The 17,191-nt window shown below is 70.7% G+C and carries 17 protein-coding genes; 10 read left to right on the forward strand and 7 right to left on the reverse strand.

Features of this window, described 5'->3' with window-relative positions; genetic code table 11:
- Entirely contained in the window at positions 1–1,377 is a 1,377-nt protein-coding gene (locus tag CG723_RS13140) for a glutamine synthetase family protein (RefSeq protein ID WP_100593446.1), read from the reverse strand.
- A 345-nt stretch (positions 1,378–1,722) separates the two neighbouring features.
- Here CG723_RS13140 and CG723_RS13145 point away from each other — a divergent pair, with 345 nt between their 5' ends.
- The 10 genes from CG723_RS13145 (at position 1,723) to CG723_RS13190 (ending at position 11,949) form a co-directional block, all read left to right on the forward strand.
- Entirely contained in the window at positions 1,723–1,911 is a 189-nt protein-coding gene (locus tag CG723_RS13145; protein WP_100593447.1) for a ferredoxin, read from the forward strand.
- A gap of 1 nt (position 1,912) precedes the next feature.
- A complete protein-coding gene (locus tag CG723_RS13150) occupies positions 1,913–3,157 on the forward strand; it encodes an NAD(P)/FAD-dependent oxidoreductase (protein ID WP_100593448.1) in 1,245 nt (414 codons plus the stop codon).
- 13 nt (positions 3,158–3,170) lie between these two features.
- The gene (locus CG723_RS13155; RefSeq protein WP_100593449.1) at positions 3,171–3,977 is read left to right on the forward strand and encodes an acetoacetate decarboxylase family protein; all 807 of its coding nucleotides are present in this window, start codon (positions 3,171–3,173) and stop codon (positions 3,975–3,977) included.
- Between the two features lie 33 nt (positions 3,978–4,010).
- On the forward strand, positions 4,011–5,474 hold the full coding sequence (locus tag CG723_RS13160) for an aldehyde dehydrogenase (protein ID WP_100593450.1): 1,464 nt from the start codon (positions 4,011–4,013) through the stop codon (positions 5,472–5,474).
- Positions 5,467–6,411, forward strand: coding sequence for a 3,4-dihydroxyphenylacetate 2,3-dioxygenase (locus CG723_RS13165; RefSeq protein WP_100593451.1), 945 nt, complete (start codon positions 5,467–5,469; stop codon positions 6,409–6,411). The genes CG723_RS13160 and CG723_RS13165 overlap by 8 nt, the downstream gene beginning before the upstream one ends.
- 10 nt (positions 6,412–6,421) lie before the next feature.
- A complete protein-coding gene (locus CG723_RS13170) occupies positions 6,422–7,270 on the forward strand; it encodes a fumarylacetoacetate hydrolase family protein (protein ID WP_100593452.1) in 849 nt (282 codons plus the stop codon).
- Positions 7,271–7,384: 114 nt separating this feature from the next.
- Positions 7,385–8,020, forward strand: coding sequence for a TetR/AcrR family transcriptional regulator (locus CG723_RS13175; RefSeq protein WP_100593453.1), 636 nt, complete (start codon positions 7,385–7,387; stop codon positions 8,018–8,020).
- A 149-nt stretch (positions 8,021–8,169) separates the two neighbouring features.
- On the forward strand, positions 8,170–9,624 hold the full coding sequence (locus CG723_RS13180; RefSeq protein WP_100593859.1) for an APC family permease: 1,455 nt from the start codon (positions 8,170–8,172) through the stop codon (positions 9,622–9,624).
- A gap of 112 nt (positions 9,625–9,736) precedes the next feature.
- Positions 9,737–11,227 (forward strand): aldehyde dehydrogenase, encoded by a 1,491-nt coding sequence (locus CG723_RS13185; RefSeq protein ID WP_100593454.1) that lies wholly within the window; start codon positions 9,737–9,739, stop codon positions 11,225–11,227.
- Positions 11,224–11,949: a gamma-glutamyl-gamma-aminobutyrate hydrolase family protein gene (locus tag CG723_RS13190; RefSeq protein WP_100593455.1), complete on the forward strand. Its 726-nt coding sequence runs from the start codon at positions 11,224–11,226 to the stop codon at positions 11,947–11,949. Before CG723_RS13185 ends, CG723_RS13190 begins: the two co-directional genes overlap by 4 nt.
- 18 nt (positions 11,950–11,967) lie before the next feature.
- Here the strand turns inward: CG723_RS13190 and CG723_RS13195 are convergent, their stop codons facing one another.
- From CG723_RS13195 to CG723_RS13225, 6 genes are all read right to left on the reverse strand, one after another.
- Positions 11,968–12,540, reverse strand: coding sequence for a MarR family winged helix-turn-helix transcriptional regulator (locus tag CG723_RS13195; protein ID WP_100593860.1), 573 nt, complete (start codon positions 12,538–12,540; stop codon positions 11,968–11,970).
- A gap of 124 nt (positions 12,541–12,664) precedes the next feature.
- Positions 12,665–13,534: an Ada metal-binding domain-containing protein gene (locus CG723_RS45895; RefSeq protein ID WP_107489198.1), complete on the reverse strand. Its 870-nt coding sequence runs from the start codon at positions 13,532–13,534 to the stop codon at positions 12,665–12,667.
- On the reverse strand, positions 13,531–14,262 hold the full coding sequence (locus CG723_RS13210) for a 2OG-Fe(II) oxygenase (protein ID WP_100593456.1): 732 nt from the start codon (positions 14,260–14,262) through the stop codon (positions 13,531–13,533). The genes CG723_RS45895 and CG723_RS13210 overlap by 4 nt, the downstream gene beginning before the upstream one ends.
- Positions 14,263–14,361: 99 nt before the next feature.
- Positions 14,362–14,868, reverse strand: coding sequence for a methylated-DNA--[protein]-cysteine S-methyltransferase (locus CG723_RS13215; protein ID WP_100593457.1), 507 nt, complete (start codon positions 14,866–14,868; stop codon positions 14,362–14,364).
- 161 nt (positions 14,869–15,029) lie between these two features.
- Entirely contained in the window at positions 15,030–15,827 is a 798-nt protein-coding gene (locus tag CG723_RS13220) for a 2OG-Fe(II) oxygenase (RefSeq protein ID WP_100593458.1), read from the reverse strand.
- A gap of 195 nt (positions 15,828–16,022) precedes the next feature.
- Complete coding sequence (locus tag CG723_RS13225) at positions 16,023–16,688, reverse strand: maleylpyruvate isomerase N-terminal domain-containing protein (RefSeq protein ID WP_100593459.1); 666 nt, start codon at positions 16,686–16,688, stop codon at positions 16,023–16,025.
- Between the last annotated feature and the right edge of the window lie 503 nt (positions 16,689–17,191).

Raw genomic sequence — 17,191 nt, forward strand, 5'->3', positions numbered from 1 at the left:
TCAGAGGTGGTAGGAGTACTCGGTGAACTCCCAGTCCGTGACGTGGTGGTTGAAGCGGTCGACCTCGTCGCGCTTGTAGGTGAGGAAGGACTCGGTGAAGTCCTTGCCGAGGACCTCGGTCAGCGCGCCGTCCGCTTCGAGGGCGTCGAGTGCGGCGGGCAGGGTCGTCGGCAGCATCTGGGACTTCTCGGGGTCGTAGCCGTAGCCCTGCAGGGGCGCCGGCGGCTCCTTGCCGTCCTGGATGCCGAGGAGCGCCGCGGCGCAGAGCGCCGCGGTCGCGAGATAGGGGTTGGCGCTGGCGTCGCCGAGCCGGAGCTCCAGGCGGGCGCCGGAGCCGCGCTCGGGCGGGATGCGGACCATGGCGCTGCGGTTGTCGAGGCCCCAGTCGATCAGCCACGGGGCGAGGGTGTCGGGTCCGAAGCGCTTGTACGAGTTCACGGTCGGGTTGAGCAGGGCCGTGAGCGCGGGTGCGTGGGCGAGGATGCCGGCGATGGCGTGGCGGGCGGTGTCCGACAGACCGTAGGCGCCCGAGGGGTCGTCGAAGACGTTGCGGCCCCCCTCGACGACGGAGCCACCGGTGGCTTCGCCGGAGAAGTGGAGGTGGAAGCCGGAGCCTCCCGCGTCGTTGAAGGGCTTGGCCATGAAGGTGGCCAGCTTCCCTTCCTTACGGGCGAGTTCCTTGACGGCCGACTTGAACAGGAAGGCGCGGTCGGCGGCGTCCATCGCTTCTGAGTGGGTCAGGTTGATCTCGAACTGGCCCGCGTCGAACTCGTGGTTCGCGCTGATGACGCCGATGTCGAGATCGCGCAGCTTGCGCAGGGTGGGCAGTAGGTGGTTGTCGGCGTCGGCGCGCAGTCCGGCCGTATAGACGACTCCGGCGACGCCCTGTCCGTAGCGGCGCCAGCCGGTCGGCGCGGCCGTGTCCTGTTCGAGCAGGAAGTACTCGAGCTCGGGGCCGACGACAGGTCGCAGACCCGCTTGTTCGCAGCGGGCGAGCACCGAGCGCAGCAGGTCGCGCGGGGACTCCGGGCTGGGCGAGCCGGTGGCGGGGTCGGTCGTCTCGCCCAGGCACCAGGCGACGCCCGGCTCCCAGGGCAGGCCACGGGCGGTGGAGAGGTCGGGTCGTACGGTCACGTCCGGAAGGCCCGCGTCGAGGCCGCCCCGAACCGGGACCACGTCGCCCTGCGGGGTGGTGTGGTAGACCGCGCGGCAGAAGGCAAGGCCGTGGTCGCAGGCCGAGGGCAGATGGTCGAGCAGGACGTCACGGGCGCGGTCGGTGCCGATCAGGTCGGGATACGTGACCCGGACCACGTCGATGCCGTCGGCGGCGAGCCGGTCCATGGCGGTGCGGACTTCTGGGGTGTCTTGAGCGCTCACCGATGTCTCCTCGGCGGATGTGAACGGGGGCGTGGCGGCCGGCAGCCGGGCGGGGTGGCCCGCCCGGCGAGGGCCCGGCGTCGGGGTGCGGACGCCAGACCGGCGCCCACCCGTTGTTTGGTGCCAAACGGTATGGACGGCCGTCCCTCTCCGCAAGGGGTGCAGGGAAAGAATTTATCCATCTGGATAGCTCTTGACCAGGCTCCGTTCGCTTTCTATGTTGTTTGAAGCCAAACGAGTTAGGGAGTGCGGCCATCCGTACCCCTTTGGCAGGGGCCCGGCCACCGAGCCGGGCCCCACTTCCCTCAGTGCGCCCCGACGCCCTCACCTCCAGGAGGACCGGCCATGAAGGTCGTCGTCGACATGAACAAGTGCCAGGACCACGGACAGTGCGTCTTCTCGGCCCCCGACGTCTTCCAGCTGGACGACACCGGGCGCCTCGCCTACGTCAGCGACCCCGACGACGCGCTGCGCGACGAGGTCGAGGAAGCCGCCGACGTCTGTCCGCTGCAGGCCATCCGGATCGAGGCCTGAGATGGCCGAGACGGCTCACGTCCCCCGGAGTCCGGGGCGCGTCGTCATAGCCGGTGCCTCGATGGGCGGCCTGCGCGCCGCCGAACAGCTGCGCGCCGCCGGCTGGACGGGCGCGATCACGGTCATCGGCGACGAGCCCCATATGCCGTACAACCGGCCGCCGCTGAGCAAGGACGTGCTCGCCGGGAAGGTGCCGTTCGAGTCCCTCGCGTTCACGCCCCGAGCAAGTGCGGCGGACGTCGAGTGGCGGCTGGGCACGACCGCCACTTCCGCCCGCCTCGACGAGCGCGTCGTCGGACTCGACGACGGTACGGAACTCGCCTTCGACGGCCTGGTCGTCGCCACCGGCATGCGGCCGCGCAGGCTGCGCTGCGACGGCCCCTCGGGTCCGGGCAGCGGCCGGCACACCGTGCGCACTCTCGCCGACGCCCGGGGCCTGCGTGACGAACTGACCCGGCCCGGCGTCCGCGTGGTCGTCATCGGCGCGGGCTTCATCGGCTGCGAGGTCGCCGCCACCGCCAAGGGCCTCGGCGTCGGCGAGGTGACGGTGGTCGATCCCGAGACGCTGCCGATGCTGCGCCCGCTCGGCGAACTCCTGGCCCGCTCGCTGCACCGGCGCCACGAGGAGCGCGGCGTGCGCTTCGCCCTCGGCGCGGGTGTCGCGGGCTTCGCGGGCGAGGACCGGGTGACCGGTGTCGTCCTGACCGACGGGACGGTGCTTCCGGCCGATGTGGTCGTGGAGTCCGTCGGCTCGGTCGCCAACACCGAATGGCTGGACGGCAACGGCCTGGATCTGTCCGACGGGGTCCTGACCGACGAGCAGCTGCGCGTCGGCGGCCACCCGGACGTCGTCGCCGTCGGTGACATCGCCCGCTTCCCCAATGCCCGCTACGACGGCGTACCCCGCCGTGTCGAGCACTGGTCGATCCCCACCGACACCGCCAAGCACGCCGCGAAGAGCCTCGTGGCGCATCTCGTCGGCAGCGTGGCGCAACCCCCGCCGTTCGCCCCGTTGCCCACCTTCTGGAGCGACCAGCATGAGTTCCGGCTGCAGTCCTTCGGCGCACCCGCCCTGGGCATCGCCGACGTGCGTGTCCTGGACGGCGACCCGGAAGGCGACGTCCTCGTCGGCTATCACGCCGACGACCGGCTCGTCGGAGTGGTCGCGCTCGGCGGCCCGGCCGCCACCACCGGCGCCGCCCGCTACCGCGCCCAGCTCCTCGCGCAGCCCGCCCTCACCTCGTAAGGAACCCCCAGTCATGGCCAGCGTCCGTGGATACTTCCACCCCAAGACGGCGACCGGCGACGCCTCGCTGATCCCCTCCCCGCCGTGGCACTACTCCGGCGACCTGCTCACCGTCGAGTACCGCACCGACCCCGCCCGGGTGCGTGAACTCCTGCCCGAACCACTGGAGTTGGCCGACGAGGACCCCGGTGCCGTCGCGCTGATCTGGGCCGACTGGCAGTCCTGCGCCGCGGACGGGAGCCAGCTGCTCGACCCCGTGCTCGCCCAGTACAAGGAGGCCTTCGCAGTCGTGCGCTGTCAGTACAAGGGGCGCACCTACTCACGCTGCGTGTACATCTGGGTCGACAAGGACTTCGCCGTCGCGCGCGGCCTGCACCAGGGCTACCCGAAGAAGCTCGGCTCCATCCACCAGACCCGCCCGCACCCCTACGGTCCCGCCCCGCGGATCGAAGCCGGCGCCCGCTTCGGCGCGACCCTCGCCGCGGCCGACCGCCGCCTGGCCCAGGCCGTCGTCACCCTGCGCGAACCGTCCGAGACCAACGGCTTCGTCAACAGCCACCCGATGGCCCACCACCGCTGGCTGCCCTCCATCGAGAAGGGCAAGGGACTGGCTCTCGACGAGCTGATAGAGACCGGCGCCGCGTCCTTCGAGGCCGGTCAGGCGTGGGTCGGCGACGCGGAGCTGGAGCTGTTCGAAGCACCCACCGAGGAGCTGGCCCGACTGGAGATCAGGGAACCGATCGCCGCCTACTACCGGCAGGTCGGCGTCGTGTGGGACGGCGGCACGCTGCTTGAGTCCGGCACCTCCGGAGCCGAGTAACTCCGCCCACTACATGCCATTTGGAGACTGGACATGAGCGAACACACCCTCACCGTGGCCGGTGTCACCGTCGACACCCGGCACTGGATCGGCGGCGAACGCGTCGCCTCCGCCGACACCTTCGTGGACGTCTCGCCGATCGACGGGAGCGTCCTCGGCGAGATCGCCCGCGGCACGGCGGCAGAAGCGTCGGCCGCCGTCGCCGCTGCCCGCGCGGCCTTCCCCGGCTGGGCGGCCACCCCGCGCGCCGAACGGGCCCGGATCCTGCATGCCGTCGCCGACGCCGTCGAGAAGCGCATCGAGGACCTCTCGATCGTCGAGACCCACGACAACGGCGCCCTGCTGCGCTCGCACCGGCGCGGAGTCATGCCGCGCGTGGCACACAACTTCCGCTTCTTCGCCGACCGGCTCCTGGGCCTCGGCCACGACGACTTCGACACCCGCGGCCACACCAACCACGTCAGCTGGGACCCGGCGGGCCCCTGCGTGCTGATCACCCCGTGGAACGCACCGCTGATGCTCGCCACCTGGAAGATCGCCCCGGCGCTCGCCGCGGGCAACACCGTGATCCTCAAGCCCGCCGAGTGGTCGCCCCTCACCGCCTCCCTGTTCGCCGACATCGCCGCCGAGGCCGGACTGCCCGCCGGGGTCCTGAACGTCGTGCAGGGCCACGGCGCCGAGGCCGGCAGCGCCCTCGTCTCCCACCCCGACGTGCGCCGCATCAGCTTCACCGGATCGGTGCCCACCGCGAAGACCATCGCCGCGGCGGCCGCGGCCAACCTGGTGCCCGCCAGCTTCGAACTCGGCGGGAAGTCACCACTGTTGGTGTTCGCGGACGCCGACCTCGACCTCGCCGTCGACCTGGCCGTGGAGCAGTACGACAACGCCGGACAGGTGTGCCTGGCCGCGACCCGCATCCTCGTCGAGGAGACGATCGCGGAGGAGTTCACCCGACGCTTCACCGAGAAGGCCTCGGCCCTGCGGCAGGGAGACCCGCGCGACGAGACCACCGACATCGGCCCCAACATCCACCCCCGCCAGCTGGAGAAGATCGACGGCTTCGTGCAGCGGGCCCTCGCAGCCGGGGCCCGCGCCGTCATCGGCGGCCGACGGGGCGAAGGCCAGTACTACGCGCCGACCCTGCTCACCGATGTCGCCCAGGACTCCGAGATCGTGCAGGAGGAGGTCTTCGGCCCCGTCCTGACCCTGCAGACGTTCGCCGACGAGGACGAGGCGGTCCGCCTGGCCGACGACACCCGCTTCGGGCTCGCCGCAACCGTCGCCACCGGCGACCGCGGGCGCGCCGAGCGCGTCACCGGCCGGCTCGTGGCGGGCACGGTCTGGGTCAACTGCTTCTTCGTACGCGACCTCCAGGCGCCCTTCGGCGGCTCCCGGCACTCCGGGGTGGGCCGCGAGGGAGGCACCTGGAGCTTCGACTTCTACTGCGACCTCAAGAACACCGTGACGGCGCCGAAGGGCTGGCGGGACCATGGGTGAGATCGTCGGGGCGGGGCTGCTCGCCCACGTGCCCACCGTCGTGCTCCCGCAGGAGACGCGCCTGGAACTGAACGAGGGCAAGGAGATCACCCTCGTCACCGGCCTGAAGGAACTGCGGCGCGAGGTCTTCGAGCGGGATGCCTCCCAGGAGTACGACACCGTCGTCGTCCTGGACTCGCACTGGGCCACCACCGTCGAATTCGTCGTCACCGGCCAGCAGCGCCGGGCCGGCCTCTTCACCTCCGAAGAGCTGCCGCGCGGCATGTGCCGGATGCCCTACGACTTCCCGGGCGACCCCGAACTCGCCGAGAACATAGCCGGGTTCGCCGACAAGCACGGCACCTGGATCACCGCGATCGACGACCCGTACCTGCCGATCTACTACGCCACGACCAACCTGTGGAAGTTCCTCGGCGAGGGCCTGCCCGACAAGAAGTGGGTCACCATCGGCGTCTGCCAGACCGGTGACATGGAGGACCACCTGCGCCTCGGACGAGCGCTCGCCGACGGCATCGCCGCCACCCCGGGCCGCCGCGTCCTGCTCATCGCCTCAGGTGCCCTCTCGCACACCTTCTGGCCGCTGCGGCAACTGCGCGACCACGAATCGAGCGACCCCGCACACATCTTCACCGCCGAGGCACGCGAGGCCGACCACGAACGCATCGGCTGGTTCAAGGAAGGCCGCCACGACAAGGTCCTCGACACGATGGACGAGTTCTGGAAGTTCAAGCCCGAGGCCAAGTTCTTCCACTACCTGATGATGGCGGGCGCCCTCGGCGAGCGCGCCTGCGTCGCCAGGGCGCGCCAGTACGGCGAGTACGAGAACTCGATCGGCACCGGCCAGGTCCACCTGTGGTTCGACCGCCCCGCCGGCGGCTGGACCGGCAACGGCCTGCCCGCACACCCCGTCCCGCACAACCCCCACAGCCGCGCCTAGGAGCCCCCTCATGCCCGAGTACCGCCGCATCCTCCTGGACGGCGCGGCCGTCCAGGTCCTTCGCGAGGACGACGAACTGGTCGCAGGCGACGGCCGACGCGTCAAGGTGGAGGACGCCCAGCACCTTCCCCCGGTCGTCCCCTCGAAGGTCGTCGCCGTCCATCTCAACCACCGCAGCCGCGTCGACGAGTTCCAGATCGAGCTCACGCCCACCCCGACGTACTTCCACAAGCCCACCTCGGCCCTCAACTCCCACAAGGGTGCGATCGTGCGCCCCGAGGGCTGCAAGTGGCTCAACTACGAGGGCGAGGTCGCCATCGTGATCGGCAGGACGGCGCGCAACATCTCGCCGGCCGACGCGGGGGAGTACATCGCGGGCTACACGATCGCCAACGACTACGGCCTGCACGACTTCCGTGACACCGACGCCGGTTCGATGCTGCGGGTGAAGGGCTCCGACACCCTGTGCCCGCTCGGCCCGGGCCTGGTCACCGACTGGGACTTCCACGACAAGTACCTGCGCACCTACGTCAACGGAGAGGTGGTGCAGGACGGTTCCACGGCGGAGATGGAGTGGGACATGCACTACCTCGTGGCCGACATCGCCCGCACCATCACGCTGTACCCCGGCGACGTGCTCTTGTCGGGCACACCGGCCAACTCCCGCCCCGTGCAGCCCGGTGACATCGTCGAGGTGGAGGTGGAGGGTCTGGGGCGGCTGACCAACCACATCGTCACCGGACCCACCGCGATCCGCACCGACGTGGGTGCCCAGCCCACCGAGTCCGAGGAAGTCCTGTCCACCGCGCTGGGCGGCGACTGGGAGTTCCGCGGCATCCGCCCGCCCAGCCGGAGCTGACGGACCACGAACCGCGTCGTGCCGGGCCGACTCCGAAGCCGCCCGGCGCGGCGCCCCGAGCGCGGTGCTGCGTAATCGACTGGCAGCCACCGCGAGCTAGGTAGGGTCCCTGACGTGACCGAATCCGCCGAAGCGCCAGACGAGAAGAAGAGCCGAAGCCCTCGTGGCGGGGCGCGCAAACGGCTGGACTACGGAGCGGGCCGTGACGCGCTCCTGAGCGCGGCCGTGCGGGTGGTGGCCCACGGTGGCCTGCGCAAGCTGACCTACCGCGCCGTCGCGGAGGAGGCCGGTGTCACCCACGGTCTGGTCGTGCACCACTTCGGTTCCCGCGATGCCCTCATCGAGGCGGCGCTGGCCCACACGGTGCACACCAGCCTGCACACCAGCGCCATGGAGTCCGGCACCGGCAGGACCGCGGACTTCTCGGCAGGGCTGTCGGAGATGGTCGCGGCCAACCCGGACCTGCAGGCGTTCCAGTACGAGCTGATGCTGGAGTCCCGGCGCAGGCCGGAGCTGCTGCCGCCGCTGCGCACCCTGTACGACGAGTACTTCGGCGCGGCCCAGCGCGAGTTGAACCGCATGCTTCCCAAGGATGCGAGCCCGGCCCTCATGCGGCTCGTCTTCGCCGCGCTGGACGGTCTCGTCCTGCACCAACTCGTGCTGGGCGAGCCGGAGATGACCGAGGCCGCTCTGGAGGAGCTGAGGTCCCTGCTGCGCGGGCTCGGAGCCGACTCCGAAGAAGACGCCTGACCTTCGCCACCCACGGGTTCGGGGGACAGGCGGAGCCCAGCCGGAACCATCCCGCAGGGCCTTGCCAAACGCCGAGTCCCATCCGACTATGGGGCAACTCGTTTGGCCTGAAACGAATCGCTCTCCCTCATCCCCGGCAGGTGATCCGCGTGGACAGTCAGACGGTCACAAGGCAACAGACCGTGCAGGACCCGCCCACAGCAGGCAAGCTCAAGTCCAACGCCCTCGGCGTCGTGGGCATCCTCTTCTTCGTCCTCTCCGCGCAGGCGCCGCTGACCGGCATCGCAGGCGCCCTCCCCATCTCCGTCGGCCTCGGCAACGGCGCGGGCGCCCCGGCCGGATACGCCGTGGCCGGGGCGGTGATCTTCCTCTTCTCGGTCGGCTTCGTCGCCATGGGTCGCCATGTCGTGGACGCCGGCGCCTTCTACACGTACATAGGCAGGGGCCTCGGCCGGACCACGGGCACCGGCAGCGCCGGTGTCGCACTCTTCGCCTACTGCACGATCCAGGCCGCCATGTACGGGCTCTACGGGTCCATCGTGAGCGGGCTTGTGGCGCAGTACACGGGCCTCGACGCGCCCTGGTGGGTCTGGGCCGTGGTCACGATGGTGATCGTCCAGGTGCTCGGCGCCGCCGGCATCGAGATGGGCGCCAAGGTGCTCGCGGTCTTCGTCCTCGCCGAGTTCAGCATCCTGCTCGTCTTCGCGCTGGTCACCCTGGTCAAGGGCGGCGGCCCGGAAGGACTCGGCTTCGCCGAGAGCTTCTCGCCGAAGGCCGCGCTGCAAGGGGCTCCGGGGGTCGCGCTGATGTTCGCGGTGGCATCGATGTTCGGCTTCGAGGCCACCGCGATCTACGGAGAGGAGGCGCGTGAGCCCAAGAAGACCGTTCCGCGCGCCACTTACCTGTCCGTCGCCGTCGTCACCGGCTTCTTCGCCTTCACCTCCTGGATGCTCGTCTCCGCCTACGGGGCCTCGCACGCCACCGCGGCCGCGGGCAAGGCGCTGGCGGGCGGCGACGGCGTGGTGTTCGTCCTCTCGCCCGTCGCGGACCTGTTCGGCGGCTGGGCGGGCGACGTCCTGCCGGTCCTGCTCGCCACCTCGCTCTTCGCCGGCATCCTCGCCTTCCACAACTCCGCCAACCGCTACCTGTTCTCGCTCGGCCGCGAAGGGGTGCTCCCGCGCAGACTCTGTACGCTCAACCGGTGCCACTCGCCCTGGGCCGCCGGCACCGTGCAGACCACGCTCGCGCTGCTCCTTGTCGTGCCCTTCGCGCTGCTCGGCAAGGACCCCGTGCTGAGCCTCTTCTCCTGGTTCAGCGGTGTGGCCGTCCTCGCGATGATGCTGCTGTACTTCCTGACGTCGGTCTCCGTGATCGTCTTCTTCCGCAGGGAACGCCTCGACACCCGCCCCTGGAACACGCTGATTGCACCGGCCCTGGGCGCGCTCGGAATCGGGGGCGCGATCTGGGTGATCCTGGCCAACTTCACGACGCTCATCGGCGGTTCGGCCGAGACGGCGACCTGGCTCGTGCTGAGCGTCCCGGCCGTCCTCGTATTGAGCGCCGTCGCGGCCCGGGCGGTTCGTGCGCGGGCTGCGACGGCCTGACTCTGCCCGCTCTCTCTCGGGGTGCGCCGGCGCACAGGCCGCCGGCGCACCCCGACAAGCGGGCGCGATTTCCTTTGACCTCAAACACATTCAGTGAGCCGGAGGCCACACCATGCTGGAACTCACCCACGACGAGTGGCTGAGCCGCGCCAAGGAGCTGGACCTGTCCGGCTTCCACCACATCGACGGCTCCGACGAACCGGGCGGCGGCGCAACCTACGCGGCAGTGTCACCCTGTGACGGACAGATTCTCGCCCAGGTCGCGGACGGTGGCGCGGCCGAGGTCGACGCCGCGGTGGCCGCCGCACGCCGCGCCTTCGACGCCGGCCCGTGGCCCCGCCTCGCCCCCGCCGACCGCGGCCGCGCACTGCTCCGCCTCGCCGACCTCCTGGAGGAACGGCGCGACCGCCTCGCCCTCACCGTGAGCCTGGAGATGGGCAAACCCATCACGGACGCGTACGACATCGAATTGCGTGCCGCCGTCAACACCTTCCGCTTTTACGGGCAGTTGGCCGACAAGCTCACCGACGAGTCCCCGCACACCGCGCCCGACGCGCTCGCCCTCGTCACCCGCGAGCCGGCCGGAGTCGTCGGCGCGGTCGTCCCATGGAACTTCCCTCTGACCATTGCCTCCTGGAAGGTCGCCCCGGCGCTCGCGGCCGGCTGTACTGTCGTCCTCAAGCCGTCCGAGAGCTCGCCCCTGTCGGCGCTGCAACTGGGGCGGCTGGCCACCGAGGCGGGCCTGCCCCCCGGCGTCCTGAACGTCGTCACCGGCGACGGCCCCACCGCCGGGCGTGCCATCGGACTGCACCCGGACGTCGATGTCCTCGCCTTCACGGGGTCGACGGCCGTCGGACGGCACTTCCTGCACTACGCCGCGGACTCCAACCTCAAGCGGGTCTGGCTCGAACTGGGCGGCAAGTCGCCCAACATCATCCTGCCCGACGCCCCCGACCTGGAGAAGGCGGCCGCGACCGCCGCCTGGGGCATCTTCTTCAACCAGGGCGAGATGTGCACCGCACCCTCCCGCCTCCTCGTCCACACCTCCGTCGCCGAACGTGTCACCGAGGCGATCGTGCGACGGGCCGGCGAACTGCGTGTCGGCGACCCCCTCGACCCCGCCACCGAGATGGGCGCCCTGGTCGGCGAGGCCCACCTCGGCCGCGTACTGGACCACATCGACACGGGCACGAGCGAGGGTGCGCGACTGCGCACCGGGGGCACCCGCACCCTGACCGACACCGGCGGCAGCTTCCTGCAGCCCACCGTCTTCGACGAGGTGAACCCAGGGATGCGGCTCGCCCGCGAGGAGATCTTCGGGCCCGTCCTGTCGGTGCTCACCTTCGACGACCTCGACGAGGCCGTGGCGCTGGCCAACGCCACCGAGTACGGGCTGGCCGCCGGACTGTGGACCTCCGACCTGTCCACCGCTCACCAGGTCTCCCGCGCCCTCAAGGCCGGAACGGTGTGGGTCAACTGCTACGAGGAGGGCGACCTCACCGTGCCCTTCGGCGGCATGAAGCAGTCGGGCAACGGCCGGGACAAGTCCGCCCACGCGCTCGAGAAGTACACCGAACTCAAGACCACCTGGATCCAGCTGTGACGACCCGACCCCTCATCGCCGTACCGGCCCGCTTCGCCGCCTCCACCTCGGCACTTCGATACGCCGCAGAGGTCAACGCCCGCGCCCTGATCGAGGCGGTCTGGAACGCGGGCGGGGAACCGGTCACCCTCCACCCGCACGCACCCGGCGGCACCGCCGACCCCGGCGAGGTGGCCGCCCGGCTGGCCCGCTTCGACGGCCTGCTGCTGCCCGGCGGCGGCGACATCGCACCGCACCGCTACGGAGTCGCCGCGGCACACGCAAGCGTCTACGACGTCGACGACACCCAGGACGCCTTCGACCTCGAACTCGCCCGCCAGGCCCTGGACGCCGCGATACCGCTACTGGCGATCTGCCGGGGACTCCAGGTGGTCAACACCGCGCTCGGCGGCACTCTGCACCAGGACATGGGCGGTCCCGAACGCGAGCACCGGCACCTCGTGCACCCGGTGGCGATCGAGCGCCTCTCGCTTCTCGAACAGGCCACCGGGACCGAGAAGGTGGACGCGTCCTGCTACCACCACCAGCGGGTGGACCGGCTCGGCTCCGGACTCAGTGTCACTGCACGGGCCGGAGACGGAACAGTGGAAGCGCTCGAACTCCCGGAAGCGCGTGGCTGGTTCACCGCCGTGCAGTGGCATCCGGAGGACACGGCACACGAGGACGGCGCACAGCAGGGCATCTTCGATGCCCTGGTCCGGGCCGCGCGCGCTCACGGCTGACACCTCCCGTGGCGCCGGTCAGGCCTTGGGGCGGCGCCCGCTGCGGCGGGGGGCGGGCTCGGCGCCGTCCAGGAGGGCGAGCCGGCGCTCCTCGCCGTGCTCCTCGACCTGGAGCACCACCCTGCGCAGCCCGTCCGCGATGCTGCGGCACTCCTCGTCGCTGAGCTGCCCGGCGACGAAGGCCTCTTCCTCGTTGAACTTCGGGAACACCCGTCGCATCAGCTCCTCGCCCTCGTCCGTGAGGCTGAGCAGCACGAGCCTGCCGTCGTTCGGGTGCCCGGCGCGCCGGACCAGGCCCCGCGCCTCGAGCGTGCGGGAGACCCCGGTGAGCGTGCCCTTGGAGATACCGGCCTCCTCAGCCACATGGCGGGTCTCCGACTCACCCCAGACCCAGATCACCCAGAGCACCACGAATGCGGTCCAGGTGAGGTCGGACTCGCGCAGGACCGAGTTCTCCAGGTGCTGACGGACGGCCGAGGCGGCACGGTAGATGTTGGCAACCACCGCCATCTGTTCATGGCGGACCGGCATTCCACCGAGCTTCGCCTCCGCCAGCTTCTCGGCTTCGGTGATGGATCGTTGGCCTGGCACGAGCACACTCCTTCGGCGCCACCGCGGCGCGTTCCGGGCAGGGTATCGTTCGGGGCCAAATTGTACGAAGTGCCGCGCATTCCGTCGCGCGGCGAGGTGTTGCCGGCTGGTCATGAGGTCCCGGTCATGAGGTCGGGTCGGCGGGGTCGTACGTGTTCACCCAGCCGCGGCGGATCTCCCATGTGCCCCCGTCGGCGGTCGCTCCGCGCAGGCCGTGCAGGGTGTCCGGGCCGGTGAGTGCCGGCACGCGGGAGTCGTTGAGGGAGGCGAACGCGTAGGTGCGGGACGGGTCCCAGTCGGTGGAGTGGCGCAGGCGGCGGGCCAGTTGGGCGAAGCCGAGCGGGGCCGCGGCCACCACCCATGCGTCGGGGAGTCCGGCGGTGAGCCGGGTGGCCGGCTGCAGCCAGGAGGCCGCGTTCTCGGGCCAGTTGACCGTCGTGAGCACCTTGCCGCCCCGCGCGGCCCAGGCGGTGGCGAACGCGCCGGCGGCCTGGCGGGACGCCTCGTCACGGCTGTGTCCCACGGTGACGGTCTCGATCCGGGACATGGGGAGCGTCAATAGGCGTATGAGTGCGGCGAGTTCGGCCTCCGTGTGCGGCGAGGGGCGGGGCAGGTCGCCGTGCGCGGCCAGGTCCGCAGGGCTGATCAGGGGTGATCGGGACGATTCCCGGTCGGAGAGGTTGTTCATGGCGTGGTGGGTGCTCTCTCGGTCGGCTCTCCAGCTGGCGTACTCCTCGGGCAGGCAGACCGCGCACGGCCGGAATCCGGCCGCGACGGCGGTGGCCTCGTCCGGGAAGAACACCCGGTGCTTCACGTAGTGGCCTCGGGAGATGGCCCGCAGCGCGGACGGGCAGTCCAGACGCCCGTAGAGGCGCCCGCGGCTGTGCCCGCCGAGCGTTCCCGGGGTCGTGCTCAGGTAGGGCGTGCCGCTCCGGCCGAGCAGTGTGTATCTGCGCTCACGCTCGTGCGGGGCGGGCGGGCCGTCACGGTTCATGCCGCGTCGTGGAAGACGAGCCCGAGGGTGTGCCGCTGCCCGGTGCGCACGGTACTCACGCCGTGCCGCATGGGGGCGTTGGACCAGCCGCGCTTCGAGGCGACGGGCCGGTCGCGCGTGGTGAAGATCAGCCCGTGGCCCTGGAGCAGGGTGGTGGACGATCCCCTCGACTGTGCGCGGGCGCGCTGTTCGGTCATCAGGAACTCGCCACCGGTGAAGTCGGTTCCCGGTGCGTCGAGGCCGATGACGACCTGGAGCGGGAAGAGCATGTCACCGAACACGTCGCGGTGCAGCGCGTTCCAGTCACCGGGCCCGTACCGCAGCAGAATCTGTGCCGAGCGGTCCTGCCCGGCCGTGTGGCACATCTCGATCCACTCGTCGAGTGAGTCGGGCCAGGGCGCGGGTTTGCCGAGCTTCTCGGCCCAGTCCCGGGCGATGGGCAGCAGCCGCGGATAGAACGCCTCCCGCAACTCACGTACGACGTGCGGCAGTTCATGTGTGAAGTAGCGGTACTGCCCGGAGCCGAAACGATGGCGGGCCATGTCGACGGTGGTGCGGAAGCGTTCGGCGTCGTCGTAGAGACCCGCGATCCGACGGCACTCTTCGGGTGTGAGGAGCCGGCCCGTCGGGGCGTTTCCGTAGGTGTTGAGCTCGTCGGCCAGGGCGCCCCACTCCTCGTGAGCGACGCGGTCCGCGACCGGGCCTGTCAGGCGGGTGGTGTCCAGCATGGTGAGGATCCTCGGGTCGAAGGTGTCACCCCGGCTCCGTCGACGTGTGTGTCCTCGGAGCCGGGGGAGCTGTGGGGGCGGCGTTCAGGGACCCTGCGTTCATGCGGTCTGCCGCAGGCCCTCCAGGTCCAGAAGCTGCCGCTTGCGCTCAAGTCCGCCCGCGTATCCGGTGAGGGCGCCGTTGGCGCCGATCACGCGGTGGCAGGGGCGTACGACGAGCAGCGGGTTCGCGCCGATCGCCGTACCCACGGCGCGGACGGCGGCCTTCGGGGCGCCGATGCGCGCGGCGACGTCGCCGTAGGTCAGGGTGCTGCCGTAGGGGATGGCTTCCAGCGCCTTCCACACCCGCTGCTGGAACTCCGAGCCGCTGCCGGTGTACTCGATGTCGAAGTGCGTGAGCCTGCCGTCGAAGTACGAGCGCAGTTGCGCGGTGATCTCGGTGAACGCGTCCGCGTCCTCGGCCCAGTCGTCCTTGACGACGGTGCCGTTCTTCTGGCCCGGTACGGTCAGCGCGGCGAGTGCGGTGCCGCCCTTCGCGGTGGCCGACTCCTCGCCCACGAGCAGCAGTTCACCCAGCGGGCTGTCGAGCGTCGTGTAGACGGTCATGGGTCTGTTCCTTCCAGATCTCCTCGTAAGGTGATGTCCTGCTGCCAACTCTGCGCCTTATGCGCCGCTATGTCTGGCGGGATTCGGACATTGCCCTGACGGGGGTCGGTGCCTTGTCGTGAGGGGTGGCGGCGTGGGGTGGGTTGGCCGAGCGCGGGCCGTCAGCGGGCGTTGTGGAAGATGAGGCCGAGCGTGTTGCGGTGTCCGGACTCGACGGCGTTCGTGCCGTGCCGCATGGGGTGCCGGCGGAAACCGTTCGTGCCGCGGACCGGGCGGTGCCGGACCGGGAAGATCATTCCCTGGCCGAGCTGCGGCTTGACCACCATGGCGCGGGACTGGAAGCGCGGGCGCTGCTCGACGAACACGTTCTCGCCACCCGTGAAGTCCTCGCCGGGCTGGTTGAGCATGACGGCGATCTGCAGCGGGAAGACGATGTCGCCGTAGATGTCCTGGTGAAGGCAGGCGTAGTCGCCTTGGCCGTACTGGAGGATCAGCGGGGTCGGCCGCTTCTGCCCGTTGCCCCCGCACTCGTCGATCAGCTCGTCCAGCGTGCCGGGGAAGGCGCGCTCGCCGAGCTGAGGCGCCCACTGGTTGGCCATCCACGCCATCGGCGGGTAGAGCCGCTCGCGGAGGGTCTGGACGAGCGGTACGGCGGTGGGGTCGGCGTAGTACTTGTAGGTGCCCCGGCCGAACTGGTACCGCTGCATGACCACGGTGGACCGGAACAGCGCGGGTTCCCCGAACGTGTCGATGATCTCCTGGCACTGTGTGCGGGACAGGAGAGGCGGGGTGACGGCGACGCCTTCGTCGTTCAACCGGCCATACAGATCGGCCCAGTTGAGCTCGCTGAGTGCCGGGACGGTTGGGTCGTACGGGATGCGGGGTGGCGCGCCGGCGGCCGGTGCGTGGTCGCTGAAGAGTGTGTCCGGGGCGGGGGTGCGCTGGTGCGGCTGGTTCAAGTCTGGGGTCTCTCGCGCGGCGGAACGGGGCGGGGTGGGGCGGGCCCGAGGTCCTGCCCCTGGAGGTGCGGCCGCAGGCCGGCACCTTCGGCCTTACCGATAGTCGCTGCCCGCGTGAGCCGACGCTGGCGGGATTCGGACGTCGCGCTGCCGCGACGTCATGTCGCTCGCGCCCGCCCCGTGGACAGAGCCCGCTCAGCCGATGACGAGCGGGAGCCTCGCGGCGAAGTCGCCCAGCGCGGCCTTCTCCTCGTCGGTCGGTGTGCGACGTCCGGTGCCGACCAGGAGCGCGTCCGTGTCGGAGAACGAGACGGGGAACGGGGTCCCGGCGATCTTCTCCAGCGTCGCGCGAACCGCTGCGAGGGCCTCGGCGGGCGGCTCAGCGGGAGGCTGCGCGGCCGACGGCAGGTGGGCGATCAGGTCGAAGTGATGCAAGGTCCATTCGAGGACGTACGCGGACAGGAAGTCGCCGACGGTCAGTACCTCGTCGCGGGTGCTGACGCGGGCGGCGGGATCGGCGAGCTGGGCGGCGCGGCCCGCCGCGGACCCGACGTCGTCGAGGTGGAACTTGAGCCACCGCGGCTCGCCGTAAGCGGCGGCCAGCCGGGGGATCAGCGCGTCGAGCGGGTCCTCGCCGGTCGGGGGTTCGACGATGCCCCAGTACGCGACGGCGTCCACGGTCGGTTCGGATTCCGCCGGCGTGACCAGGGTGATCAGGACGTCCTGGGCGCCGATGACCAGGTGGCACACGAGGTCCCGCACAAGCCAGCCCGTACAGCCGGAGGGCCGCTCGAAGTCCTCGTCCGGGACTTCGGCGACGGCGGTGCGCAATGCCGTCCAGGAACGTGAGAAGAGATCCACCGCTGCACGGTAATGCGGGCTGGGACGGGCGGACAAGCGTATTCGGGCGGGTGGGGCGTGTCGGCTTCGTGCGGGTGGCACGTGGGTGGCCTGTTCAACGGCCTATGTGGGTAAGGCCTGTTCGACCACCCAAAGGACGCGCTCTGTTCGGCCCCCTGCGCTCCCCCCGTGTCGTTTGCCGCCCCGGTGGTCAATTCATCCATGAACAACATCACACGCAGCTAAAACGCCCATAGCGGGCATATCGACTCACTTTTCGCCCGGCCGCCGCCCCCGTCCCTGTAGCGTCGCCGTCATTCGGGATCCGGGTCGTTCATCCGACCGCCGGCCGCCCGGCGGGCGCGCGACGAAGCGCTGCTCACCGAGTGTGACGGACGGACTGTGCGCACCGGTCGGTGCGAAGCCCTGGTGTGGGGCATCGGCCGCAACCCCGACCTCGTCGCAGGACGTGGACCTCGCCGCTGACGGGTCAGCACCGCTGCCGATGCGACCGCAGACACAGA

This window comes from Streptomyces sp. CB01635 (assembly GCF_002803065.1).
Taxonomy (GTDB): Bacteria; Actinomycetota; Actinomycetes; order Streptomycetales; family Streptomycetaceae; genus Streptomyces.